The 24536-nt window shown below is 68.6% G+C and carries 17 protein-coding genes; 9 read left to right on the top strand and 8 right to left on the bottom strand.

The window, feature by feature from the left end; all coding sequences use genetic code 11:
- Positions 1 to 27: 27 nt before the first annotated feature.
- The 7 genes from LLH23_11675 to LLH23_11705 form a co-directional block, all read right to left on the bottom strand.
- Complete coding sequence (locus LLH23_11675; protein MCE5239133.1) at positions 28 to 1155, bottom strand: hypothetical protein; 1128 nt, start codon at positions 1153 to 1155, stop codon at positions 28 to 30.
- 184 nt (positions 1156 to 1339) lie between these two features.
- Positions 1340 to 2248, bottom strand: a complete 909-nt coding sequence (locus LLH23_11680) for a cation diffusion facilitator family transporter (protein ID MCE5239134.1) — start codon at positions 2246 to 2248, stop codon at positions 1340 to 1342.
- A 183-nt stretch (positions 2249 to 2431) separates the two neighbouring features.
- Positions 2432 to 3028, bottom strand: a complete 597-nt coding sequence (locus LLH23_11685) for a flavodoxin family protein (GenBank protein MCE5239135.1) — start codon at positions 3026 to 3028, stop codon at positions 2432 to 2434.
- Between the two features lie 57 nt (positions 3029 to 3085).
- On the bottom strand, positions 3086 to 3991 hold the full coding sequence (locus tag LLH23_11690) for a fructose-bisphosphate aldolase (protein ID MCE5239136.1): 906 nt from the start codon (positions 3989 to 3991) through the stop codon (positions 3086 to 3088).
- A gap of 20 nt (positions 3992 to 4011) precedes the next feature.
- Positions 4012 to 4611, bottom strand: a complete 600-nt coding sequence (locus LLH23_11695; GenBank protein ID MCE5239137.1) for an endonuclease domain-containing protein — start codon at positions 4609 to 4611, stop codon at positions 4012 to 4014.
- Positions 4612 to 4979: 368 nt separating this feature from the next.
- Complete coding sequence (locus tag LLH23_11700) at positions 4980 to 8501, bottom strand: hypothetical protein (GenBank protein ID MCE5239138.1); 3522 nt, start codon at positions 8499 to 8501, stop codon at positions 4980 to 4982.
- A 176-nt stretch (positions 8502 to 8677) separates the two neighbouring features.
- Positions 8678 to 12796 (bottom strand): hypothetical protein, encoded by a 4119-nt coding sequence (locus LLH23_11705; GenBank protein MCE5239139.1) that lies wholly within the window; start codon positions 12794 to 12796, stop codon positions 8678 to 8680.
- A gap of 421 nt (positions 12797 to 13217) precedes the next feature.
- On the opposite strand from LLH23_11705, the gene LLH23_11710 reads away from it, so the two are divergent.
- The 9 genes from LLH23_11710 to LLH23_11750 all read left to right on the top strand — a co-directional run bounded on the left by LLH23_11710 (position 13218) and on the right by LLH23_11750 (position 23523).
- Positions 13218 to 13664 (top strand): BlaI/MecI/CopY family transcriptional regulator, encoded by a 447-nt coding sequence (locus LLH23_11710; protein ID MCE5239140.1) that lies wholly within the window; start codon positions 13218 to 13220, stop codon positions 13662 to 13664.
- Positions 13665 to 13724: 60 nt separating this feature from the next.
- The gene (locus LLH23_11715) at positions 13725 to 14741 is read left to right on the top strand and encodes a M56 family metallopeptidase (protein ID MCE5239141.1); all 1017 of its coding nucleotides are present in this window, start codon (positions 13725 to 13727) and stop codon (positions 14739 to 14741) included.
- A 151-nt stretch (positions 14742 to 14892) separates the two neighbouring features.
- A complete protein-coding gene (locus LLH23_11720) occupies positions 14893 to 15897 on the top strand; it encodes a Gfo/Idh/MocA family oxidoreductase (GenBank protein MCE5239142.1) in 1005 nt (334 codons plus the stop codon).
- Positions 15898 to 15933: 36 nt separating this feature from the next.
- A complete protein-coding gene (locus LLH23_11725; GenBank protein ID MCE5239143.1) occupies positions 15934 to 18666 on the top strand; it encodes a heparinase II/III-family protein in 2733 nt (910 codons plus the stop codon).
- A gap of 183 nt (positions 18667 to 18849) precedes the next feature.
- Complete coding sequence (locus tag LLH23_11730) at positions 18850 to 19230, top strand: DMP19 family protein (protein ID MCE5239144.1); 381 nt, start codon at positions 18850 to 18852, stop codon at positions 19228 to 19230.
- A 65-nt stretch (positions 19231 to 19295) separates the two neighbouring features.
- On the top strand, positions 19296 to 20252 hold the full coding sequence (locus LLH23_11735) for a hypothetical protein (protein ID MCE5239145.1): 957 nt from the start codon (positions 19296 to 19298) through the stop codon (positions 20250 to 20252).
- 239 nt (positions 20253 to 20491) lie between these two features.
- Positions 20492 to 21532, top strand: coding sequence for a PfkB family carbohydrate kinase (locus tag LLH23_11740; protein MCE5239146.1), 1041 nt, complete (start codon positions 20492 to 20494; stop codon positions 21530 to 21532).
- A 141-nt stretch (positions 21533 to 21673) separates the two neighbouring features.
- Positions 21674 to 22558, top strand: coding sequence for a cysteine hydrolase (locus LLH23_11745; GenBank protein ID MCE5239147.1), 885 nt, complete (start codon positions 21674 to 21676; stop codon positions 22556 to 22558).
- A 431-nt stretch (positions 22559 to 22989) separates the two neighbouring features.
- The gene (locus LLH23_11750; protein MCE5239148.1) at positions 22990 to 23523 is read left to right on the top strand and encodes a sigma-70 family RNA polymerase sigma factor; all 534 of its coding nucleotides are present in this window, start codon (positions 22990 to 22992) and stop codon (positions 23521 to 23523) included.
- Between the two features lie 156 nt (positions 23524 to 23679).
- Here LLH23_11750 and LLH23_11755 read toward each other — a convergent pair whose 3' ends face one another.
- Entirely contained in the window at positions 23680 to 24501 is an 822-nt protein-coding gene (locus LLH23_11755) for a sugar phosphate isomerase/epimerase (GenBank protein MCE5239149.1), read from the bottom strand.
- Positions 24502 to 24536 lie beyond the last annotated feature (35 nt).

Genomic DNA, 24536 nt, shown 5'->3' on the forward strand with positions numbered 1-24536 from the left:
CGGCGCACACGACGCGCCACCCACGGCCTACGGCCGGTAGATGAGCAGGCAGCACGGGATGCGGCCGATGGTGGCAAAGTACACCGTCCCATCGAGCCCGCACACGCCGCGCCATGTGAAGTACTGCTGCTTCTTGAACTCCATGACCGACAGACCCTCGCGCGCGCCGGTGGCGAGGTCATGGCGGGCCAGCACCGAGCCCTTGCGCTGGCGACCGGTGGGCGTCGCCAGGTAGTACAGCCCGCCCCGCCGGTCCGGGACGAGGCAGCGCAACATGCTGCAGGGCTCATCCAGGCCCGGCCCGAGGTCCTCGATCACCGGCCGCTCCTGGCGCGGGTCGAAGCGGAACAGGTGGTCGCTGGAGTACGTGACCCCGTAGATCCACCCATCCTCGGCCAGCACCATGTCCGTAATCCACTCGTAGCGGCTGTCGGTGTTCCACGGGTGCGTGTAGGGCCTGGTGCCCAGGAACACCAGCTCGTCGGCCGCGACGTCGTACCTGATGAGCTGGGCCTGCGTGTCGGAGGTATACAGGTTCCCCGCGGCGTCGAAGACCATCGAGATGGGGTACTGGGCGCCGAGGCGGCCATAGTCCTTGAAGTCCCGGCCCTGCAGGTTCGTGCGGAAGAAGTGGGCTTTGGGGTACGTGGCGCCGTACAGGCAGCCGCGCTGCTCGTCGAGCATCAGGTACGGGATGCCGTCATGGGGGGTGATGACCCCGAAGTCCACGGTCTCGCCGGTGGCGGGGTCGTGGCGGAAGATGTGCCCACCGGGGAAGCTCATCTCCGGGTCGCCCCACATGGAGAGCGGGCTCCAGATGGTGTGGCCCAGCGGCGGGGTCGTGCAGTGCGTGGCCCCGTAGATCTTGCCGTCGCTGGCCTGGCAGAGCGAGAAGTGTATCTTGCCCTGGGTGGCGTGGCCGCTGTCGGCCGGCTCACCTGTCACCTCGCCCATGTCGGCCAGGTGCTGCAGCCGCCGCTCGCCGGTGTGGTACCGGTACAGGTGGGCCACCTGCCCGCCCTTGCCCTCCAGGCACAGGCCGATGTACACATGCGCATCGGTGCCGAGGGTGATGGTCCAGATCGTGTCGTGGAGGGGATGGTCCTCGAAGACCACGACCTCCCAGTGACGCGGGCTAAGGGATCTGAGGGGCATGAGGGGCTCCCGTGGCGGCGATAGGGCGCGGACGACCACCGGACATTCCTCGCGCGGGAAGGGTTACCTGCGCCCGCCCCGGTACGCCCGACACTCTTGTCGGGCGGCATGACGGAAACGCCCGACAGGAGTGTCGGGCGTACCACCGCGACGGCGGCCCGACAAGAGTGTCCGGCGTACCGCGTTAGTGGCCGTGCTCCTCAGGGTCCGGGTGGGCGACCGGCTCGATCAGCCCATTGGCCGGGCAGGCCTGCTCCTCCAGTTCCAGCGTCACTTCCGTCACACCGAAGTCATGGGCCAGCAGGCGCCTGAGTTCCTCGCGGACCCGTACGCGCTCCGCCTCGGCCGCGGCGCAGGTCACCACATGGGCGCTGAGGATGGTCACGTTCGAGCAGGGAGCCCAGACGCGCAGGTTGTGGACCTCCGCGACGTCCGCGACGCGCCCCATCGCCTCGGCGATGGCGCGGACGTTCAGATGTCGCGGGACGCCCAGCAGGAGGATGTGGACGGCCTCATCCAGCACGCGCACCGCCCCGACCACGAGCAGCAGGCCGATGCACACCGAGATGATCGGGTCGGCCAGGTACCAGCCAGTGAAGGCCATGACGAGGGCGGCGATGACCACCCCCACCGAGGCCAGCATGTCGCCCAGGACGTGCAGATAGGCACTACGCACGTTGAGGTCATGGTGATGGCCCGACAGCTTCGTTAGCACCAGCCAGTTGGCCAGCAGGCCGACGACGGCCACCACGAGCATCTGAGTGGTCTTGATCTCCGGCGGCTGCCAGAACCGGTGCCAGGCCTCCCGCCCGATCAGCGCCGCCATCACCAGCAGCGTCAGGCCGTTGAGCAGCGCTGCGAGGACCTCGGCGCGGTGCAGACCGTAGGTGCGCGTCTCGGTGGGGAGGCGGCAGGCCAGCCGCAGAGCCAACAGGCTGAGGGCGAGGGACACGACATCGGCAAAGACATGCGCGGCGTCCGACAACAGCGCCAGGCTATGGCTGAGCCACGACCCGACGATCTCCACCAGCAGGATGCCGACCGTCACGGCCGTCGCGAAGACCAGCCGCCGCGACTTGTCAGCATCCGTCACCCCAAGCTCTACGCCGTGGTTATGACCCATAGTCAGATCAGCGGTGACAACGCAAACAGGATGGAGAGGATGTCAGGGATGGGAAGGATGAGCGGCTTCACGTGCGACCCCAACCCTCGCCGTTGCTGTCATCCCTGATATCCCTGCCATCCTTCCATCCTGCTCAAGTCGTCGCCGTTGCCGTCAGTGTGCCTTCGCCAGCCGCGCCCCGGCCTCGCGGGCCTGGGCCAGCGCCTCCCAGTGGTCGCCGATCTCACCGGCGCGGTCCACCTTCGGGAAGATCAGCTCCTCGTATGTGCCGTCGAGGGTCAGGACATCATGGAAGGTCTTGACGTTGATGCGGACGCCCTCGACGAAGCTCTGCTTGTCGGCGCCCAGCACCGACAGGAAGAGCAGGTCGCGGCGGCGGTTGTCGGCCGACACGGGCGTCTTGGTGATGTACTTGCGGGCCCAGAAGGGCTGGCAGCGGTCAATGACCGCCTTCAGTTGGGCGGTGACGCCGCCGAAGTACACCGGCGAGGCGACCACGAGGGCATCCATGCGCTCGAGCGCCGCGACGATCTGGTCCATGTCGTCGCGGATGACGCACTTGCCGGTCTGGTAGCATCCCCCGCAGCCCTGGCAGGGACGGATGCTCATCTCATTGGGCTTGAACGTGACCACGCGGGCCCCGGCCTCGGCCGCGCCCTGCAGCGCCGCCTCCAGCAACATCGCCGTGTTGCCCTCATTGCGTGGACTGCCCTGCAAGCCAACGATCAGCGGTTGGTGTTTGTCTGCCATCAATCGCTCCTTGTCGTGCGAGTTGGTCCGGCCATGTCGGCGCGACGAGTCGCGCCGCTACTTCAACGGTCGCGGGGACTGCGCCATGCCTTCCTTCTTGATGCGGGCGGTGATGGCGAGGGCCTCGTCCATGGGGCGCTGCCACATGTTGCGGCCGAAGATCAGCCCGGTGGCCCCGGTGGCCATACACAGGTGCGCCTTGGCCATCAGGTCATCATCCCCAAGTTTCGACCCGCCCGAGAACAGCACGAGCGTCCGCCCGGCCGACTCCACCACCCGCCGCACGGCCGCCGCCTGATCGTCGGCCAGCGTGTTGTACGGCTTGGGCAGGTCTACTAGATTGTCCAGCTTCGGCAGGTTGATCTTCACGACATCGGCCCCGAGTTCGCACGCCACGCGCGCGGCGTAGTCCACCGCGTAGATCGAGTCGCGCCCGCCCTTGGCCTCGATGGCCGTACCGCGCGGGTAGGCCCAGACGATCACCGGCATGCCGAGGGCTTCGGCCTCGGCGCGGATCCGAGCGAACTGCCGGAAGTCCTCGGCCTGCGCCGGGGAGCCGACGTACAGCGTGTAGCCCACGGCGTCGGCCCCAAGGCGCAGGGCGTCCTCGACGGTGGCGCACTGGGGCGAGAAGGCCTCGTCATCAGGCGGGATGACGGTCTTGCCGTTAAGCTTGAGCACCAGCGGCACGCGCCCGGCGTAGGCGTGCATGTACTTTTCGGCCAACCCGATCTGGAACACGAGCCCGGTGTAGCCACCGCGCAGGGCCAGCTCGCACTGGAACGCGGGGTCCTTGCTGGACGGGTTGGGGAAGAAGTCCACGGGCCCGTGTTCGAGGCCCTGGTCGATGGGCAGGAACAGCGCGGTGCCGTTGGCCGGCCCATGCCCGTACAGCAGCCGGTACAGCCGCCCGCGCTTGCCCGTCGAGAGCGTCATGTCGTCGAGAGTGACGAAGCTCGCCATGTGTGTCCTCCGATTCCCCCTCACCCCGCCTGCGGGCACCCCTCTCCCAGCGCTGCTGCGCAGCGGCGGGCGAGGGGAGTGTCGTCCGCATCTGTCGTGGCCTCTTCGTCTGCTGTGGGGGCCCGACAGAACGGCATGGTAGCCACGTCGCGTCTTCCGCCACTGCCCTCTCCCTGGCGATCCGCAGGATCGCGATGGGAGAGGGGTGGCGCGCAGCGCCGGGGTGAGGGGCCTTTGCCGGCGTGCTCCGCAATCGTCCTGAGCACTCGCGGCAGGTCCTCGCGCACTTCCCGATTCGCGAACCGCGCCACCCGCGCCCCGGCCGCTGTCAGTTCCCGGTCTCGGACCGCGTCGTACTCGCGTTGCCGTTGCTCAAGATGCACCGCGCCATCCAGCTCGACTACCAGCCCTGCCTCGTGGCAGTAGAAGTCGGCGATGTAGCGTCCCAGACCGTGTTGGCGGCGGAACTTCAGCCCAAACAGCCGCCGGGCGCGCAGGCATCTCCAGAGGGCCTCCTCAGGCGGCGTCTCGTCCTGGCGTAGCTGGCGGCATAGCTCCAGGAGATAGCCGGGCAGCTTCAGGATCGGCCGCCCAAGGCTGTCGTAGCCGTGGTGACTCACCGGCCCTCACCCCGTGCCCCCTCTCCCTGCGATCCTACGGATCGCAGGGAGAGGGGAGTCTCATCCGTCAATGGCGGCGGCTTCCCCGTCTGGGTGGTGGCTAACGCGATGGAAGCCACCGTAAACGGGCTAGATCAGTTCGTGCAATCACTGGAAGCAAGCCAGCCGCTGTTGGCGAGATCGCTTGCGGTCTCACCGGTGCGATGGGCCCCGCCCGCGGCCTGCACGCCGCGGTCGTTGCTGTCGGCCTTCCACACGGGTAGTCCGTGCTGTCATGGAAGCCACTATGCGTCATGCCTCACTCCCCTCTCCCCGCGATCCGCAGGACCGCGATGGGAGAGGGGTGGCGCGCAGCGCCGGGGTGAGGGCTACTGCGGCAGGTTGAGCACCACGGGCACCGGCGACTTCACCTGGTAGGCCCCCGGCCCCACGCGCTTGACGCTGACTGCATATGGCCACACGACCTCATCGCCCACGCCGTAGTCATAGACCTCAAACCACGAGCCCTGGGGGAACTGCTCGGCGAGCTTGGCCGCCGTGGCGTCCTTGTGCGTCTCGCGGTCAATGAAGGCGCCGACACCGCCCCGGATCTCATTGATGCGGTACTCGGCATCCCCCTTGGCGTTGACGAGCCGCGCGCCCTCATAGTACGCCCAGCGCTGCAGCGTGAAGGGTGTCTCGGTCTTGACCATGAAGTCGGCCGTGCCGCTGACCTGGCCGGTGCCAATGCGGGAATCCATGTCCAGCGTCAGCTCCGCCCCGGCCGGCACGGCCTTGGCGGCGGTCACCTTGTAGGCCTGCCGCCGCCCCCCGCTGACGAGGAACACGTACTGGCCCACGATGGCATTGACGACCGGCGGCGCGGGCGCTACCGTCGCTACCTCGCGCTTGCGGTCCACCTTCACGATCTTGCCGCGGAACTCCGGCTGGTCGATCTTGAGGCCGAACTTGCCCTTGCTGATCTCCGTGCCGCCGACGAGGCTGATGGCCACGGGCTGGCCGTTCTCCTCGGCATAGAGCCCGAACCGTCCCGCGAACTTGAGGTCACCCGGGGCGGTGCGCACGACCTTCGGGTCCGTGGCGGCCATCAGGTAGTCCGTGCGCGCGCCCAGGTTCACCACGCAGCCCGCCGGCGCGAAGCCCGCCTCTTCCTCCCCGCTCAGCGGCAGCTTCGCCACGCTCTGCACCGCCGGCGCGTCCCGGTAGGACTCCATGATGGTAAACACTTCACTCTTGGCCGGTTCCTCCGCTTGCTTGTGGAGCATCAGCCACTTCATCTCATACGGCTTACCGCCGGCCGGGGAGGTGCCGTCCGTGAGGTTCACTTCCATGCCCGGGCTGGACACGACGTTGAGGCGGAACTGCAACCCTTCGCCGGTGGCCAGCTTCCAGTTGGCCGACCAGCCGCCATCGCTGGTCGCCTTCTCGACGTTGTACAGGTGGGGGAAGACGAAGTTCAGCCCGCCCCAGCCGTAGCCGCCGTAGTTGCAGCCGTTGGCCTTCATCCAGTCCGCGTCGCCGTACTTCACGTCCGGGCCGGCCAGCGTGCCGGTGGCTTGCCTGGTCAGGTTCAGCCCGGTGCTCTGGAAGTCGCCCTCCTGGCAGTGGAAAGCCCACCAGTGGTCCTTGCCGCCCAGGATGCGGTACAGGTCCACGCAGTAGGACTGGTCGGGCGAGACGTTGACCATCGCGAGCATGCGGCGCTGCCAGTAGTCCTGCGGGTCGGGGGTCTGAGTGCCGTCATCGGCGTACTCGTTGTGAGCGTGGGCGCGGGCCTCGCACACCTGGGCCACGCCGGCATCGGCGAAGAGCTGGGCCTGGGCCACGAGGTTCAGGTACGGGAACTGTCGGCAGACCTCATGGCTGCTCCACGAGTACTCCCAGTAGCCCCAGTTGCGCGGGTAGCCCATGTGCTGGAGCACGACGCCCTTGTGCGAGGCCAGGCCGATGTCGAGGATGTTGTCTTGCACGTGACCGCGCGCCCGGCCGTACATCATCCACAGCGCCCGCTTGTCCTCGCCCTTGCCGTCGCGCAGGATGGCGATGCCATAGCCGTCGTGCAGCGAGCTGGCGTCGTTCCAGTCGTCCGGCCACTTGGCGGCTTCCTTCTCGATCTGCTCGCGCGTGTAGGGGAAGTCGAGCGAGGGCTTCCAGCCGTGCTTGTGGGTCAGGGCCCAGGCGAACTTCGGCGTCTTGAACAGCCGGTAGGCGTGCTCGAAGGCGGCGTCGCTAGCGTCATGCCAGTTGATCTCGCTCAGCTTGTCGAACTTCGGGTGCGAGCCGCTGTCGCCGATCATCGGGCAGGTGCGGTCTATGATGACCGTATCCATGCAGAAGTCGAAGACACTGCGGTAGCGCCGCGACTTGGACAGCGAGGGGTACTTCTCGTCCGGGTAGACCTCGGGGCGCAGCTCCTTGAGGTGCTCGATCGAGTCGATGATCGGTCCGAGGGCCACGACGTGCATCCCGTTGTAGCCGTTGGTGGACTCGTAGGGCGCTCCATCGCGGAAGTACCCGTTGGGCACAAAGATGCGCATGTGCCCCGCGCCGTTGTAGAGCCAGTCGAAGAACTCATTGCCCCGCTGGTAGTTGAGCATCTCGGCCATCTTGACCAGGCCCCACTGGGAGTAGGGCTCGTTGGAGCTGGTGGCCCCGTCCATCGCCCCCTGCATCCACGTGGCCATGGCGTTCTCTTCGATGAACCGCCGCACGTCCTCGCCGGTCTTGACGGCGATCCCCTTCTTCTGCAGGAAGGGCACGATGTCGGGGTCCTTGTCAATGGCGTCGAAGATCTTGTCGTACGCCTCGGCGTGCGAGATCTGGTAGCTCGGCTGGTCAATCGGGTAGACGGTCAAGCCCGTGGCGCCCAGGATGGGGCCCTCGTCGAAGCGGCCCTGACCGAGGCGCTCGACCTGCGAGGCGCGATTGCGGTGGCGGTGTTGGGTCATGGTGGCCAGGTAGGCGTGCTCGACGGCGACCCGCGACAGCGCCACCAGCGCCTTGTGGACGTACTTGATGTCCCCGGTGCCCAGGTACGCCTGCGCGCACGCCGGGGCCACGCTCAGCATCCGGTGGCAGTAGAGCTGGCAGATCTCGGCGATGAAGCCGTAGTGCTTGCCGTCAGGCGCCACGTAGCCGCCGCCGATGCCGTCATCGGGGAACGGGCCACTGGTGAAGTCGTCCTTGCCGAAGTCGTTGGAGGGGTACAGCTCGTGGCCGACCGGGCACTCAATCTTCCACTTGTACGGATGCGTGCCGTCCTTGAGCCACGGATAGTAGGCCCGCTTCTCGTAGATCTGCTGGCCGTGGGTGGGGCAGCCGTACTGGACGTTGACCCAGTGCCAGCGCGGGATCGTGCTGTCGGGCTGCATGTTCCAGATGTCGTCGTCCGGCGTCTTCAGCCAGCCGTCAGCCCCGCCGCCCGCCTTGCGGGCCGCATCCTTCTGCGCCTGGGTGGTGAGCGTCTGCTGCTGCTTCAACTCCGGCAGCGTCTCCCCCAGCGGCCAGCGGCGCGGCAACTGCACGTTCTTGAGCTTGCGGAAGGCGTGCAGGTCGTCGAGCGACCACACCTCGATCGTAACCGTCAGCGGTCCGTCCGGGTGGGCGAAGACGATCTTGATGTCCTTGCCCGGCTGCTGGGAGCGGAAGTAGTAGCGCCGCATGTCCGCGGTGGTCGGCATGCGCGTCTGGTCCAGCAGCTTCACCTGCGTCGGGACTTGCACCGCGATCGGCGTGGCCCCCGGCGGGGCCTTGATCGCGATCATGAACAGCCGGTCAATGCCCACGATGTCCGGTGCGTACGCGATGCGGGGGTCCATCTTCGCCTCCTGGGCGCACACCGGCGCCATCAGGGCCGGCAGCATCAGCAGCAGTGTCCAAGCATGCCTCATGGCGGATCAGCTCCAACCGCAGGCGGGGAAGCCCTGCTCAAGGCTGCCTCTATTCGTCGCCCGGCGCCTTGAAGCCTCTTGCACCGCCGTCTGACCGTCCCCCTGGACAAGCACAAAGGCCCGACCGCGGCGTCGGGCCTTCACGTAGGTCAGCCAGGGCGGGGCGGCCGCTCGGCCTACTCCTTCTTGTCGCCCTTCTCTGCCTTCTTGGGGGTGGATGAGGCCTCGGGCACCGGCCACACCAACTCCCCGCTGCCGACGTTCCCAGCCGCGTCGCGGCAGCGGATGCTGACCTTGGCCTTCCCGTCCTTGTCGAGCGGCACGGTGAAGCGGAACTGCTCGTACGGTCCACCAAACAGGCCATCCACCGGGAGCGCGCCATACCACTGCTCGCCCGGCTTGTAGGCGACCTCGGCCACCCCCCCGTCGTCGGAGGCAATGCCCTCCACGGTCAGCACCCCGTCCTTGGCCACCTTGCTCTGGAGCACATAGACGGGCTGCGTGTTGTCAATCTGCACGGCGTAGAGCGCCGCGGTGGCGCTCAGGCCGGCGCCGGGGTTGGCGACTTCGTCGCTGACGACCAGCCGCACATCATAGCGGCCGTCCTTGAGGGTCGCCGTCGGCCACTCGTAGCTGTCGTCGTCGGCACCCAGCTCCTTGGCAGTCTGCCAAAGCTCGGTGCCGGCCGGGCGATACTGCAGGACCTTCGTGAGCGCGTCCTTGTCGGGGTCCTCGCTCGTCCAGTTGACCTCCACCTTGCCCTTCCAGGGCTTCTCCACCGACGTGTCGTCATCGAACTCGACCGTCGGCCTCTGATTGGCGGGCAGATAGGCCAGGCTCAGCCAGCGCACCTGCGGTGCGGCGGTCTGCCCGGCCGGGGACTTCATCTGCACCCGGTACTGCAGGTACCGCCCCGCCGGGCTGGCGATCGTGTCCTGTCCCGGCTGTGTGTAGGGGGCGGACCAGACGCTCCAGCTTCCGTCCTCGGGGTCGGGGCTCTGCCCCGAGCGCGTCTGGACTGCCAGTTCGGAGCCCTGGGGCACTGTGGCCTGCCAGTCAATGCGGCACCAGCGCGACTGGCGCGTGGCGTCCAAGACCGAGGAGGTGAAGGCGCCCGTGGTGGGCGCGGCCGTCTGGAAGCGGATGACCTCGGCGGCGTTGCCGGTGCCGACTACGAATCCGTCGGCGCCCGGCGCCAGGCACAGCAGGTGGGTCACATCCGTATCGGCTGCGGTCTCGTACTGGCCCTCGCCGGTCACGACCAGCAGCTTCCCGTCTTTGCCCGTCGCCGCGTACAGGCGGTCGTTGCACAGCGCCAGGGCGTAGATCGGCAGGTCCTTGGCCTGCAGGTACACCCCCGCGCGCGGCTGGGCGGCGGCCGACGGCGACGGCACGCGGTAGACCGCGCCGTCGTCGCCGGCACTGGCAGCGTAGACCGTGCCGTCCGCGGCTGCCACCAGACTGGTGACATCTTCATCTTTCGCGGCGGTGAGCAGGGCGCGCAGCCGCCGGTCCGCTGTCCACTCATAGACCACGCCGCTGGCCCCGCTACCCAGCAGCACCCGGTCGCCCTGCACGAGCACCGCCATGATGTGAGCCTGCGGGACCTGGACCACCTGCTCCGCGCGGCCCGAGGCATCCACGGCGAACAGCTTGCCCGCCGGGCCGGTGCCCGCCAGCAGCCGCCCCGCCTGGTCGAACGCCAGCGCCCACACATAGTCGCACGGCAGCTCGCACAGCAGCTTGGCTTTGCCGTCGGCGCCGAGGCGGAAGACCTTGCCGCCGGGCCAGGTGCCGATGAAGACCTCTCCCTTGGCGTTCACGGCCAGGCCGCGAATGGCGAACACACCCGGGTCGCAAAGCAGGTTGGCCTTGCCGTCCGCGCCCATGCGGTAGACCCGTCCGGGCATGCCGGTGGCCAGGTACGTGGTTCCGCCCTGGGAGACAGCGTTCCAGATGTAGCCCTCGGCCCGGCGGCCCAGATCCGCCCTCCCAGGGGCCAGCGCCAGCCCGCCCCCGCTGCACAGACTGACCCCGTTGGCCTCGCCCTTGGCGAAGTCCTCAGCCTTCTGCTCGAGCCACACCGTCGGCTGGCGCAAGAGTGCCTTGTCCTCGGCCTCTCCAGTGGCGTCCTCGTCCTCCACTTCCTCCTCGTCCTTCGAGACCTCCTTGGCATCGGGCTTGGCCTCATCCTTGGCGGCAGGCTTGGCCTTGCCGTCCTCGTCCTTCTTCGTGTCGGAGGGAGGCGGCGGGGGCGGCGGAGGAGTAGCGACCGGCCAGGGGGTGCCCGCCGCGGCAGCCTCGGCCCGGAGGCGTTGCGCCACGGCCGGCTTCAGCGCGCTCTCCGCCCACCACAGCGCGCGCGGCGCCGCCAGTTGGGGCCCCACCGACTCCTCGGAGTCCTTGCTGCTGGAACTCGACTTGCTGCCGGCAGCCGCAGGGGTCTTGGCAGTCTCTCTGGTGACTGTCCCTCGTGTGCCCGCCTTGTCCTCGGTCGCCAGGATGATGGCCTCGCGGCCGGCGACGACGGCGTCCGTGTCCTGCCAGGCGAACAACTCGCCCTTGCCGGAGTCCATGTCGGTGCGGGTGGACTCTTCAAGCACCGCCGCGATGGAGGGCGGCACGCGCATCAGGCGCGTGCTGCCGGCCATCACGCCCTCATCGGGCAGCGCGGCCACCACGCACAGTTGCTTGTTCTGCTCCATGCGGTCCACGAAGCTGGCCACTTCAGGCAGGCTCTCGAACCGGGGCAGCATGATGCCCAGGCGGGCGCGGAAGTACAGAGCATCATCACCAGGACCGATGCCGATGCGGATGCTGCCCTTGGGCAAGTCCGGCGGCATGTTCAGGGTGAACACCCGGTCCTGGAGTTCCCCGCCGTCGGGCCGCAGCAGCACGTGCAGGTGGAGGGGCTTGCCGGCGCGGGCCACGTTCTCCTCGGTATAGGCCTTCTCGATCATCAGGGTCTCGTCGCGACTGGTCAACTCGGCCCGGTAGACCAGCTCGGAGACGCCCTGTGGCTCCCAGCGGTTGTCCTCCAGGACCTGCATGATGGCCGCCACTTCGCCGATGGCCATGTCGGCGGGCGACCCCTGCACTGCATACTGGTTGTCATGCGCCAGCGACGCCCCCCGCTTGCCCCGGACCTGGAAATGCGTGCGGACGGTACCCTCATAGCCCGGGTTGTAGACCGCCTCCAGGGCCTGTGAGATCGCCACGCTCAGCACGATCGGCGTCAGCCGCGGCTGGTCGAACACCTTCACATTGAAGACGCGGGTGTAGTGGCGCGACTCGTCCACGATCTCCAGGCGCGCCGGGATGAGCGGCGCCCGCGGCCCGACCCGGCCGCCGATGGACCAGGCCGTGTCCGCCTGCAGGCTCCCTACGTCGGCCATCGCCGACCCCATCTTGTCGGCGCGCATGTAGCTGGGAATGAAGTCATGGATCCAGGCGGTCGCCAGCGGCATGTTGACCCGCCCGAGCTGCATCATAGGGTGGCCGAAGGCCAGGAGGCGGTCCCCCTGGCGCCAGGTCACCGTGCCGATGCCGGTCATGTCGAAGTCGCCCTCCATCAGGCGCACACCCACGGCAGCCCCGGGCTCGAGCTCCACCGGCACCGGATCAGCCTTGGCGCCGCCGCCGGCCAGCGGCTGGAGGCCCAGCGGACCCAGCTTCTGCTCCACCAGCTTGAGCGTCTGGGGGCCGAAGCCGCTGCAATTGACCGGCGTCATGACCGGCCGCAGGGGGAGCACGCCGGGGGCGGGCTTGACGCCGGCCGCGACGACAGCGGCGGAGTTGTACCGTGTTCCGCCCACGACGAAGGGACGGCTGGCCGTCCAGGAGCGTGCCGCCGGGGCGGCCTGCGCCTGGGGGCTCTCCATGACGCTCAGCGCCTCCAGCATGGCGCGGATCGGCGTGATGCCGGTGATCGGCTCCTTCTCGAAGGGCCAGCCCCAGGCGACGGCGCCGATGAGCTTGCCGTCCACGTACACCGGGCTGCCGCTCATGCCACCGACAATGCCGGACTGCCGGTCTACGACCGGGCCGTCGAGAATTCGCGCCAGGATCATGTCCTGGCCCAGGTTCGCCTGCTTGAGGATGTCGATGATCTCGAGGTGGAACTCGGTGATCTTCACGCCCGAGAAGACGGTCCTGCCCACGGCCCTGTCCCCGCGCTTGACCTGCGAGGCGTCCAGCATCGTGCTCGGGTCGAAGGCGCTCTGGCCCAGGGCTGGCACGACAACGGCCAGGGCCCAGGCCAGCAGGAACAGGGGCGGCCAACGCAGCTTCATCATCGGGTTCTCCATCATGCGGGGATCATGGAGGGGTTCGCAACCATCGGTGCCCCCACCTGCCGACACGGCGCGCGCCCACGGGGGCCCGCGCCGCTTTCGCCTCAAGGCAAACCGGCCGGCGCCCTGGCCGGCCTCTCCCGGATCGCCTCGACGACCAGGGAGCCGTCAGTTCGACCTTGCGGCCCGCCAGTGAGTTCCGGCAGGCTTGCCGAGAGCGCGGCGGGTGGCTTCCGCGTCGAGCCGCAGACGCCGGCCCCGGCGGACTCGCGGCGATCATACTGTATCATAGCACCCACAGCGCACTGGCGGTTCCACAAGATTCGGCGGGAATGGGTCTTGACAGGGGGCGTCGTAACTACTACTATAAATAGTACGAGCGGGTCGAGGGACTGGAGTTCCCATCCTGCCGTGGAGGCGTCACATGAAACAGAGCACTCAACCGAACCTGCCGGTCTTCCGTCCCGGCGGCGAAGGCCTGGAGAAGATGCTGGGCAAGCTGGAGGCGCAGGTGATGGAGGCCGTGTGGGGGGCAGCGGGCCCGGTGTGCGTGGATGACGTGCGCGAGGCTCTGGCCGCCGGCGGCAAGGACGCCGCCTACACCACCATCATGACGACCCTGAGCCGCCTGTACAGCAAGGGTCTGCTGGCCCGCGAGCAGCAGGGCAAGGCGTACTACTACACCCCCCGGGTCAGCCGCCGGGAACTCACCAGCGGCGTGACCAAGCAGGTCATTGACAGTCTGCTGACCACCATCGCCGAGCCGGCCATGGCGTACTTCGTCGAGGCGCTGGGCGCCGATCACCCCGAGAAGCTGGATGCCCTCGCCGACATGATCCAGCGCCGGAAGAAGACCGGCAAGCAGCGCTAGCAGTCGCACGCCCCGGCCTGCCGGGCAGCCGGTCCGGCCGTCCATCGCGAGGCGATACGTTTGTCTGTCATCCTGGCCGCCGCCCTGATGTTTGTCTCCACCAGCGCGGCGGCCAGTCTGATTCTCCTACTGCCTGCTGTAGTGGCCGCCGAGTCGCTCCCCCATGCCCCGCTGCGCCTGGCCCGCCGCTTCTGGCTGATCGCCAACGCGGCCCCGGTGGCCGCCGGGGCCATCGCCACCGTCGCCGGCTTTCTCTTCCTGGGCGGCAACATCGCCGCCGATCCCCACCATGCGGAGATCCTCACCCGCTCTCATCTATGCCTGCGCCGGGTGACCGAGCTGCCCGATGCCCCCTTCCGGTTCCACATCTATGCCACGGTGGCGCTGGGCCTCGTGCTCTTTGCGCTGGTGCGGCTCGCCTGGGGGCTGCAGTCATCGCTGCGCGCCCAGGCCCTGGCGGACCGCCTCGCCGACGTAGCGGTGCCGGGGGAGGCGCGGGTGCTGCCGGCGGACAGCCCCGAGGCGGACTGCTTCTCCCTGGGCCTCACCCGGCCGGCAATCGTCGTGACCGACGGGCTGGCCCGGGCTCTGACGGCCGAGGAACTGGAGGCCGTCCTGGCCCATGAGCAGTGCCATGTGACCCATGGGGACCTGCCCGTCGCGTTGCTGCTCCGGGCCGTCAGTGATGCCCTCATCTGGCTGCCCACCACGCACTACTTCCTCTACATGGCCCGGGGTATCATCGAGCGCCGGTGTGATGAGGTGGCGGCCGCGCACACCTCGCGTCCGGCCCTGGCCTCGGCCCTGCGGAAGCTCGCGGACCTCAAGCAGGCGCGGCAGGTCCAGCTGCAGGGCGACCTGGCGCCGCTGCGGCCCACCTTCCCCGACCACTCCCACCCCCGCGCCCGGCTGGCGGCCCTGGCGAGCGAGGGCTATGTCTCCCTGGCCCTGCCCCTCCCGGTCATCCTGGGCCTAGAAGCTGCGCTGGCCCTCGCGGCCGTGGCCTGGCTGGCCGACCCGCTGCACGACACCCTCTACTGTGCCGCCAAGTCGCTACTCCAGGTCCTGCAGCCGTAGCCGGGGGGAGGGGAGTCGCGTGGGCGCGCGTGTCCTCACGCGCGCAGTCCGTTCCGCTCACGTTGCGCGCGTGAGGACACGCGCGCCCACGCGGCAGGTCTTCCCCGCTGCCCCGACGAAGACGCTCCACACCAACCCACGGAGCCCTACCATGCGCACTGCCATCATCGGCGCCGGCCGCGTCGGCGGCCACCATGCCGACGCCCTCGCCAACTTCCCGGACCATCCCATCGCCGCGTTCGTGGACCCCAACGAGGAGCAGGCCCGCCTCATGGCCGAGCGCTACGGGGGCGAGGCGTACGGCGACTACCGCGACATGCTCGACCGCTGCGACTGCGACGCCGTCGTCGTGGGCGTGCCGCACTGCTTGCACCGCGAAGTGGCCATCGCCGCGCTGGAGGCCGGCAAGCATGTGCTGCTGGAGAAGCCCATGGCCTGCTCGGTCGCGGAGTGTGATCAGATCATCGCCGCCCAGCAGCGGACCGGGCGCAAGCTGATGGTCGGCTACACGCACCACTTCATGCCCACGCTGCGCACGGCCCGTGAGATCATCCAGGCCGGGCGTCTGGGCCATCTCGTCCTGGGGCTGGACCAGATGTCGTATGGTCAGGTGGAGCCGGAGAGCGAGCGGAAGATCAAGTGGCTGCTGCGCAAGGACATGGCCGGCGGCGGCACGGTGATGAACAACGGCTCGCACAGCATCGGCCGCCTGATGTGGCTGACGGGCCAGCACGTCGTGGCCGTCTACGCCACCTGCGGCAACGAGCGGCCGGACCTGACCCACATTGACATCGAGCTGCACACGCTGGGGATGCTGCACCTGTCGGGCGGGGCCACGATCACGCTCTGGCAGGACGCCTACGGTCGGCGCAACCTCGGCCGCCTGGAGCTGACCGGCACTGACGCGGCGCTGGCGTGCGACACGTCCGGCCCGCTGACGCTCTACCGCGACGGGCAGGCGGAGGAGCTGCAGCCGGGGGACTTCCCGCCCGCGTGGACCGCCGAGTGGCAGGAGTTCATTGACTGCGTCGAGCAGGACCGCGACCCCTCTATCGGCGGCGCGTGGGGGCGGCGGGTGGTCGAGGTGGCGCAGGCGATGTACCAGTCCTCACGCACGCGCCAGGTCGTGGAGTTGCCCCCGCCGGTCGGGCTGTAGCACGCACCGGCCAGACGCACCCGGAGGCCTGACCAGATGATGACGCCCCTACCCCTCGAGCGTCTCGTGGCACCGGCGACGCTGCTGGCCTGGCTGCTGTGCCTGTGCGTGCCGGCCCATGCCGGCGGGCGCGCCCTGGGCCTCAAGCACCCCGTCCTCGACCCTGGTCTGGACCCAGCCAAGACCGCCGAATACGAGCGGGCGGCCGCACCCGTGATGGCCCTGACCGAGGCGCAGATGCTCGCCTTCGTCCCGGCCGAGCACTTCACCCGCTTCTGCCATTGCCCCGAGTGCTTCGGCGGGGTGGATGCCGACCATGTGTTCAGTTGGAGCGTGGACCGGCCTGAGGAGCTGAAGTGCCGGTACTGCGGCTTCGTGTGGACCGCGGAGGGCAAGTACCGCGAGACCGAGGTGCTGGAGGGCAAGAACTCCCTGGGGGAGACGGTACGGTACCACTACTACAACGACGAGAAGCATCAGACGCGGCACTTCTTCACGCTCAACATCGCGATGTACAAGCGCAACTGGCTCCAGGGGCAGATGACGGCGCTGGCGCAGGCCCATCTGGCCACCGGCAAGCCCGAGTATGCCCGCCGCGTGGCCCTGATCCTCGACCGCATGGCGCAGGTCTACCCGCACCTGCCGGTCATCCGGGTGGGCGGCATCCCGCGCCGCGTGTTCGAGTTCGCCCCCTCGCAGCAGCCGCCGTACACCTGGGACGCGGGCAAGTGGGGGTGGCACTACCCGGGCGGCGAGTTGCCCGCGGGCGTCATCGAGGCCTACGACATGGTCTACGCCAGCCCCGAGTTCGACCGCCTTTCGGCCGAGCGGGGCTACGACGTACGCGAGCGCCTGGAGCAGGACTTCCTCATCCCCGTCTTCGAGTCCGTCCGCGCCAACCCCAAGCACATAGACAACTACGTGGCCTACCTGGGCACGGCGGCCAAGATGGGCCGGGTCCTCAACGAGCCCGCGTGGGTGCACTGGGCCTTCGGCTGGATCGCCCGGAACGTGAACGCCGGCTGCTTCTATGACGGCATGTGGCACGAATCGGCCTCGTATCACTACATGACCACCGGCGGCCTGCGTAGCTGCTTCAACTGCGTCCGGGGTTACTCCGACCCGCCCGGATATACCGATGCCACCGATGGCCGGCACTTCGAGAACCTGAACCCCGAGCAGGAGTTGCCCTTCTGGGCGCGGGTGCAGCACGCCCCGGAGATCGTGGACTTCCCCAACGGCTGCTCGCCGCCGGTGCATGATGTCTGGGCCGGGGAGCGCCGCTCAGCGCCGCGGGAGGCCACGGCCTCGGCGCTGCTGCCGGGGTTCGGCCAGGCCTCCCTGGGCCGTGGCGCGGGCGACCACCAGATGCAGGCCCTCCTGCACTTCTCCGGCGCCTACGGGCACAACCACCTCGACACCCTGAGCTTCCAGCTCTGGGCCAAGGGGCGCGAGATGCTGTCGGACCTCGGCTACACCTGGTCCGACATCCGCGCCTGGAACACCAGCACCATCAGCCACAACCTCGTCGCCGTGGACGGCCAGGACCAGACCGGACGGCCCTCCGACGGCGACCTGCTGGCGTTCTTCCCCGGCACCGGCGGCGTCAGCGCGGTCGAGGCCGACGGCCGGCGCGCCTACGGGCGTCTCCCGGGTGTGGACTGCTACCAGCGCCTGCTGGTGCTCGTACCCGTGTCCGCCCAGGACGCCTATGTGGTGGACCTGTTCCGCGTGCGCGGCGGGCAGGTGCATGACTGGCTGATGCACGGCGACGCCGATGAGGACATGACGGCCGAGTGCAGCCTCCCGCTGACGGCGACGACGGAGCTGACCGCGCCGCCGGCGGAAGCGCCGTCCGTGAAGCCATCGGCCTCCTACGGGATGCTGCGCGACCTGCGCTCGGCCCCGGCCGACGGCGGCTTCGTGACGACCTTCCGCTATGCCGCCGAGGCCACACGGGGCGTGCGCCTGCATGTCGCCCCACCCGGGTCGGTCAGCGTCTTTCTGGGCCGCAGCCCCTCCGTCCGCCGCACCGGCACGGGCACCCAGGCCGACAACCGCAAGATCTATGACTACTGGATGCCCCACCTCGTGGTGCGCCGCCAGAGCGCGACCGGCCCCCTGGAGTCGGCGTTCGCCAGTGTGCTCGAACCCTTCGCCGGGGAGCCCTGCATCCAGTCCGTCGAACGCCTCCCGCTGACGGACGCCCCGCCGGGCGCCGTGGCCCTGCGCGTCCGCCACGGGCAGACCGAGGACCTCATCCTCAGCACGACCCAGGAGCCGCCCTTCGCCGCCTGGGAGCCGACCTCGGGCGTACGGCTGCGCGGACGCCTCGCCCTCATCCGCCGTGTCGCCGGGCAGCCGCAGGGCCTGTGGCTCTTTGACGGGGAGGAGGTGGCGGCCGGCCCGATGAAGCTGACGCAGCCTGCCGCTCGCTACGAGGGGACCATGGAGAGCGCGACCCGACAGGCCGACGGCGCGCCTGAGGACGCCTTCGTCACGACCGCCGACCTGCCGGCGGGGGAGGCCCTGCGAGGCGCCTGGGCGATCGTCACCCATGCCGGCGGCGTCACCCACGGCTACCCGATTGACCATGTCGCGAAGCGCGACGGGAAGTCCGTCGTGGTGCTGAACATGGACCACGGCCTGCGACTGGCGGAAGGCAATACCCGAGAGGTATACTTCCCCCAGCGCACTTTTGAGGGGCCGAACACCTTCGCCATCTCGCTCGCGGCGTCCGTAGGACCGGCGACCCAGCCGACCCCATGAGGCCGTCCATGGCGCTGGAGGTCTTCCTGGAGAGGTGAGTATGCCTTACCCACAGTTCGACCGTTCCCGACTGATCCTCCGCCCGCTGCGCGGGTGGCGGCATGGGGTGCGACCTGGCGCCAGTTGAGATGGTGAACCAGAAGGGCAGGCAGAGGCTGTAACAGCGACAGGAGGTCGAGACACGTGGGCCTAGCGGAACGGCTACAAGATGCCTTCGATCGTGGGGTCAATGACGACGGGGCCTCACTGCCGCCTGAGGTTGTTCCGTTCTATCTTGCGTGGAAGTTCATTCTCGACTGGGAAATGGGGATGCTTGCAGGCTACTTCTACAACACACTCCCGGATCTCGCTGCAGTGCAAGCACAGGGGGAGGCCCTGGAGACCGTCGGCCTGACGGACATGGCCAAGATACTCCGGAAGGGCCTCGACCTGTTCCGTGACTACAAAGATCCCGAGCAGCCGTCGACCTGGGGCGATGTGCTGGCGCAGTATGACCCAGAGGGTATCCTCGCGGCCCTTGACGATGAGATAATGGCCCTGGACAACTACGGCATAGATAGCTGACGCAGCACTGTTGCCGGCCCACGAGTACACAGCGCGACACCCACGGCACGGACAAGGAGTCACAGGTGCCTTACCCACAGTTCGACCGTTCCCGCCTGATCCTCCGCCCGTTGCGCGAGCGGCGGCATGACATGACGCTGGATGATGTCCTGCAACTCGACGCCCCTGTCGCGCCGCTGGATAACCCCGACCTCGACACCATCGCTGCCGCCATGCGCAGCGCCCGCGCCCAGGGCTGCCCGGTCATCTGGATGATGGGCGCTCATGTCATCAAGCAGGGCCTGTCGCGCTTCGTCGTGGACCTGCTGCGGCGCGGCGTCATCACCCATGTCGCGATGAACGGCGCCTGCACCATCCACGACTGGGAGCTGGCGCTCATCGGCGCCACGACCGAGAGTGTGGCCGACTACATCCGCGTCGGGGAGTTCGGCCTGTGGCAGGAGACCGGGGCCGTGAATGAGGCGGCGAAGGCCGCGGCGGCCGAGGGGATCGGCCTGGGGGAGGCCATCGGGCGGATGATCCGCCAGGCCAACCCGCCCCACCTGCAGGTCAGCATCGTCGCCACCGCGCATGAGCTGAGTGTGCCCGCCACCGTGCACCTGGGCATCGGCTACGACATCACCCACGAGCACCCCAACTGCGACGGCGCGGCGCTGGGCGCGGCCTCGTATGCCGACTTCCTGGTCTTCGCCGAGGCCATCCGGAGCCTGGAGGGCGGGGTCTTCCTGAACTTCGGCAGCGCCGTCATGGGGCCCGAAGTGTACCTGAAGGCCCTGAGCATGGCCCGCAACGTGGCCCGGCAGGACGGGCAGGAGATCCGGCGCTTCCTGACCGCCAACTTCGATCTGCACGACCTGGGAGAGGACTGTCACAAGCAGGCGCCGAAATCTCACCCGATGTACTACTACCGGCCCTGGAAAACGATCCTGGTCCGCACCGTGGCTGACGGCGGCCAGAGCATCTACATCCAGGCGGACCACCGGCAGAGCATCCCGAACCTGTGGAGAAGGCTAACTGGGTAAGCCAGAAAAGGGCGTGGGAGCGGTGACAAGGGCGTGGGAGCGGTCACCGACCGCGACAGTCGTTCTACCGGTCGCGGTCGGTGACCGCTCCCACAGGCGTCCTGCCATGTGCCGGTCGCGGTCGGTGACCGCTCCCACAGGCGTCCTGCCATGTGCCGGTCGCGGTCGGTGACCGCTCCCACGGGCGTCCTGCCTAACGTTGCCCTCATCCTGCCTATCCTGTTCAAGGTCGTTTACGCATGATTGACTCCGACCGCTTCCTCGATATCCTCGACCGCTTCCCCACCGTGCGGCTGGCGGTCTGCGGCGATTTCTTCCTGGACAAGTACCTCGTCATTGACCCGGCCCTCAACGAGCCCTCGCTGGAGACGGGCCTGGACGCCTTCCAGGTGGTGAGCATCCGCCATAGCCCCGGCGCCGCGGGCACGGTGACCTCGAACCTGGCCGCGCTGCAGATCGGCAGCATCCATGCAGTCGGCGCCATCGGCGACGACGGGCAGGGCTACGAGTTGCGCCAGGGCCTGCAGCGCACCGGCGTGGACATGACGCACCTGCTCGTGCTGGAGGAGATCTTCACTCCCACCTACACCAAGCCCATGGTCATCCAGCCCGATGGCAGCGAGCAAGAGAGCCACCGCCTGGACCTCAAGAACCGCCGGCCGCTGACCGAGGCAGTGCAGGAGCGCCTCCTGGCCGAGCTGGAGGCGGTCCTGCCGGAAGTGCAGGCCGTCATCATCGCCGATCAGGTGGCCGAGGAGCAACTGGGAGTCATCACGCCCTTCATGCGCGACCGGGTGGCCGAGCTGGCCGCGGCGCATGAGGACGTGATCTTCTTCGCCGACTCACGGGCGAACGCCGGCGACTTCCGCAACGCCATCATCAAGCCCAATGCCCGCGAGGCAGCGGGAATCATGGGCGAGCCGGAGCCCACGGGGGGCGAGGACGCGCGGGCCGCGCTGGAGCGTGTCGGACGCGAACTCGCCCGCCGCAACGGCCGGCCGGTTTACATCACCCTCGGTCCCGATGGCATGCTCGTGTGCCGGGACGAGGGAGCGACACACGTGCCGGGCATCCCGGTCACCGGCCCCTTGGACATCTGTGGCGCGGGCGACAGTGCCACCGCGGGCATCGTGTCGGCCCTGTGCGCCGGCGCCACGGTCGAGGAGGCCGCCTTGATGGGTAACCTCGTGGCCAGCATCACCGTCCAGCAGGTCGGCACGACCGGCACGGCCACCCCGACCGAGGTGCTGCAACGGTTCATTGACACGTGCGCTTCCTGACCGCCGGCTCTCGGGCCCGCTCCGCGTGTCGTGCAACGAATTCGCAACGCAGCAGTCACGGATGTGCTACAATGGGGGTGCTTGTCTCAGAACAGCTTCTGGCGGCGCGGCCCGGCACCGACAGAACCCCGGAGTAGGCGCATGGCGGAACTGGACCTCAAGCTGCGGCACTACCACTTCGACTTCGGTGAAGGCCAACTCTGGCTGGAGGAGAACACGCGCGCCGTCGAGAGCGTGCGGTCGTTCAAGCCCCAGGAGATGGCCCTGATCCTCGTAGACTGCTGGGACCGCCATTACCTCAAGAGCTTCCTGGCGCGCAGCGACCAGATCATCCGCGAGTGCATCGTCCCCCTCCGCGACGCGTGCCATGAGATCGGCATCACCGTCGTCCACGCTCCCTCGCCCGCACAGGCCAAGAGGTACCCGCAGTGGCTGCAGTACGCCGGCGATGAGGAGCTATTCAGCCGGCAGGCGACCTCCGTTCCCGACTGGCCGCCCCCGGGCTTCCGCAGCCGCAGTGGCGAGTACCAGCAGTTCGCCAAGCAGCCCGGCGCGGTCGTGCAGGCCTGGCGGGTCGTCGAGGCGGACCAGCGCCGCATCGCGCCGGAACTCGAGCCGCAGGACGGGGAGTTCGTGATCGCCACCGGGCGGCAACTGCACCGCCTGCTGCGCCACCGCAAGATTCTGCACCTGCTGTACGCCGGCTTCGCCGCCAACATGTGCGTCCTGGCCCGCGACTACGGCATGAGGGCCATGCACCACCGCGGCTACAACACCATCCTGCTGCGCGACTGCACCACCGGGATCGAGGCGCACGATACCGTCGGCGCACAGGCGCTGACCCGGGCGGCGGTCCTCGAAGCGGAAATGCTGCTGGACTTCACGGCCGACTCGCAGGACCTGCGGGCGGCCATCCGGCGCTGCCTGGGCCCCGAGGCCCCCGACAGTCAGGGCGGCAGCGGCGGCACCTCCGTGGCCAACGGCGAATTCGTCCGGCGCCTCACCGGGCGGGTCGCGCGAAAATAGTTGCCACGACCGTTCGGTTCTCCTTAACAAGTACCCCGGTTTGGACTATAATGTAGCCGTAGCAGCCTCGCATAGGTGTGTACCTCCCGCTTGCGCGGGGGGCAAACGTGTCGCATACAGAGTTGAGTTCAGTGAAGACGCGTCTGGTCAGGGACAACATGAATGTGAACGGCGCGCTGTTGAGCGCGTCCCTTCATGTCTGCTCCCTGCTGCTTGGCCTCCACGTGGACATTACGGGCGTTAATGCCCCCCACGCGGCGCCCGGCTCGCGGCCACGACGCTCACCTGATGGATAGACCCTAGGTCCTTACCTGTCATCAGAACGGCCGCGAGCAAAGACAGCTCGCGGCCGTTTTGTTTTGTCGGCCGCAACTTATGCGGGATAGAGGCCCGCACCACCCGCCGGGAGAGCGGGAGAAGAAGTGAGACCGATGAGAGCTTTGATCGCGGCGGCACAGACAGGTTGTACCAGGGCGAGGGCGCAACTGGCGGCAGCGTTGCGGCCCCGGCTGGCCTCGATGGCGCGGTACTACGCGCGACGCGGCAATCTCGACTATGATGATCTGCTGCAAGAGGCGTGGTGCGCGGTCTTCGAGGCCCTCCCCGAGACACGCCTGCACATCGGGTCGCCGCAGGAGTACCTGCTGCGCCGGGCCCGCTGGGCGGTCCTGGACTACCTGAAGTGGTCCCTGCGCCGCCAGATGGCGCCCCTGGAAGACTACCAGGGCGAGGACGAGCGGGCGAACACGGAGGCCGAGACGGTGCTGCGCCTGGCGGTGGACAAGCTGGCCGACACGATGACCCCGATGCAGCAGAGCGTCCTGGACATGCTGATCGCCGGCGAGAGCTGCACCAGCGCGGCCGACCGGCTGGGCTGCACCACGGCGAACGTCTCGTACCACCTGGGGCAGGTCCGGCGGCAGATGCAGGGTCTGTTCGCCGAAGAGGCCGTCCCGGCGACCTAGTGGGAGCGCGGCGCTCCCGAGCCGCACGGGGGAAGGTAAGGGGCCGGGGGCCTGACGCGATTGCAGCGCGTCAGGTCCTCCGGCCCCACGGCGGGGTCAGCCCCCTCTGGGGCCGGCTGCGCCGACCCCGGCGGGGACAGACCCCTCAGTACGCTCTCAGCACAGCGGCTCGAGGATCGCCATCGCCCGCTGGATGTCCTCGACCTGCTTGTCGCCGCTGATCTCGCGCTCGATGGTCAGCGCCCCGCAGTAGCCCAGGCTCTTGAGCTTGGGCACCAGCACCGGGAAGTTCACCCGGCCCTCGCCCATCGGCTTCTCCACGCCCAGCTTCTCGCCGCCGGTGGGGTACTCCCCGTCCTTGGCGTGCACGCCGCGCACCCAGGTGCCAAAGACATCCAGGGCGTCCACCGGGTTGCCATTGCCGTACATCAGCAGGTTGGCGGGGTCCAGGTTGATGCCCTGGTTCTCGTAACCCACGTCCTGGATGGTGCGCAGGAGCGTGATGGGCGTCTCCTGGCCGGTCTCATACCAGAACTGCACGCCGCTGTCGGTGCAGGCGGCCAGGACGTCCTTGAGGGCCGCCACGGTCTCCTGGTACTGGCGGTCGCCGGGCCACGAGGGGATGAAGCCGCAGTGGGTGGTGATGGACTGGATGCCGATCTTGCCGGCCATGACGGCGGCGGCCTGGAGAGCCTTGACGCGCTCGGGGCGCCATTCGTCGGGGACGAGGCCGATGGTGGACGGCCCCTCGGTGAAGTTCCACACCGCCGGGCCGGGCAGCGATGCCCAGAGCGTCGTCACGGTGACCCCCGCGGCCTGGGCGGCGGCCTGGAGCGCCTGGCCGACCTCGAGCGCCGTGTTCGGGGGCCAGCCGAGCTGGCACGACGGCAGGCCCAGCGACTTGACCTTGTCCACGGCTGCCTGCGGATCGCCCTCACGCAGGTGTAGCATTACGCCAATCATCAGTTTGCAGGACATCGGATTGCCTCACGGTTGGTGGGAGATGGAGCCAG

The organism is bacterium (genome assembly GCA_021372615.1).
Taxonomy (GTDB): Bacteria; Armatimonadota; Zipacnadia; order Zipacnadales; family UBA11051; genus JAJFUB01.

Bases quoted from the DNA above. Each gene is read 5' to 3' on its own strand.
- LLH23_11675 (MCE5239133.1), bottom strand. From the start codon at position 1,155: ATGCCCCTCAGATCCCTTAGCCCGCGTCACTGGGAGGTCGTGGTCTTC.
- LLH23_11685 (MCE5239135.1), bottom strand. From the start codon at position 3,028: ATGGCAGACAAACACCAACCGCTGATCGTTGGCTTGCAGGGCAGTCCA.
- LLH23_11690 (MCE5239136.1), bottom strand. From the start codon at position 3,991: ATGGCGAGCTTCGTCACTCTCGACGACATGACGCTCTCGACGGGCAAG.
- LLH23_11700 (MCE5239138.1), bottom strand. From the start codon at position 8,501: ATGAGGCATGCTTGGACACTGCTGCTGATGCTGCCGGCCCTGATGGCG.
- LLH23_11705 (MCE5239139.1), bottom strand. From the start codon at position 12,796: ATGATGAAGCTGCGTTGGCCGCCCCTGTTCCTGCTGGCCTGGGCCCTG.
- LLH23_11710 (MCE5239140.1), top strand. From the start codon at position 13,218: ATGAAACAGAGCACTCAACCGAACCTGCCGGTCTTCCGTCCCGGCGGC.
- LLH23_11720 (MCE5239142.1), top strand. From the start codon at position 14,893: ATGCGCACTGCCATCATCGGCGCCGGCCGCGTCGGCGGCCACCATGCC.
- LLH23_11725 (MCE5239143.1), top strand. From the start codon at position 15,934: ATGATGACGCCCCTACCCCTCGAGCGTCTCGTGGCACCGGCGACGCTG.
- LLH23_11740 (MCE5239146.1), top strand. From the start codon at position 20,492: ATGATTGACTCCGACCGCTTCCTCGATATCCTCGACCGCTTCCCCACC.
- LLH23_11745 (MCE5239147.1), top strand. From the start codon at position 21,674: ATGGCGGAACTGGACCTCAAGCTGCGGCACTACCACTTCGACTTCGGT.
- LLH23_11750 (MCE5239148.1), top strand. From the start codon at position 22,990: ATGAGAGCTTTGATCGCGGCGGCACAGACAGGTTGTACCAGGGCGAGG.
- LLH23_11755 (MCE5239149.1), bottom strand. From the start codon at position 24,501: ATGTCCTGCAAACTGATGATTGGCGTAATGCTACACCTGCGTGAGGGC.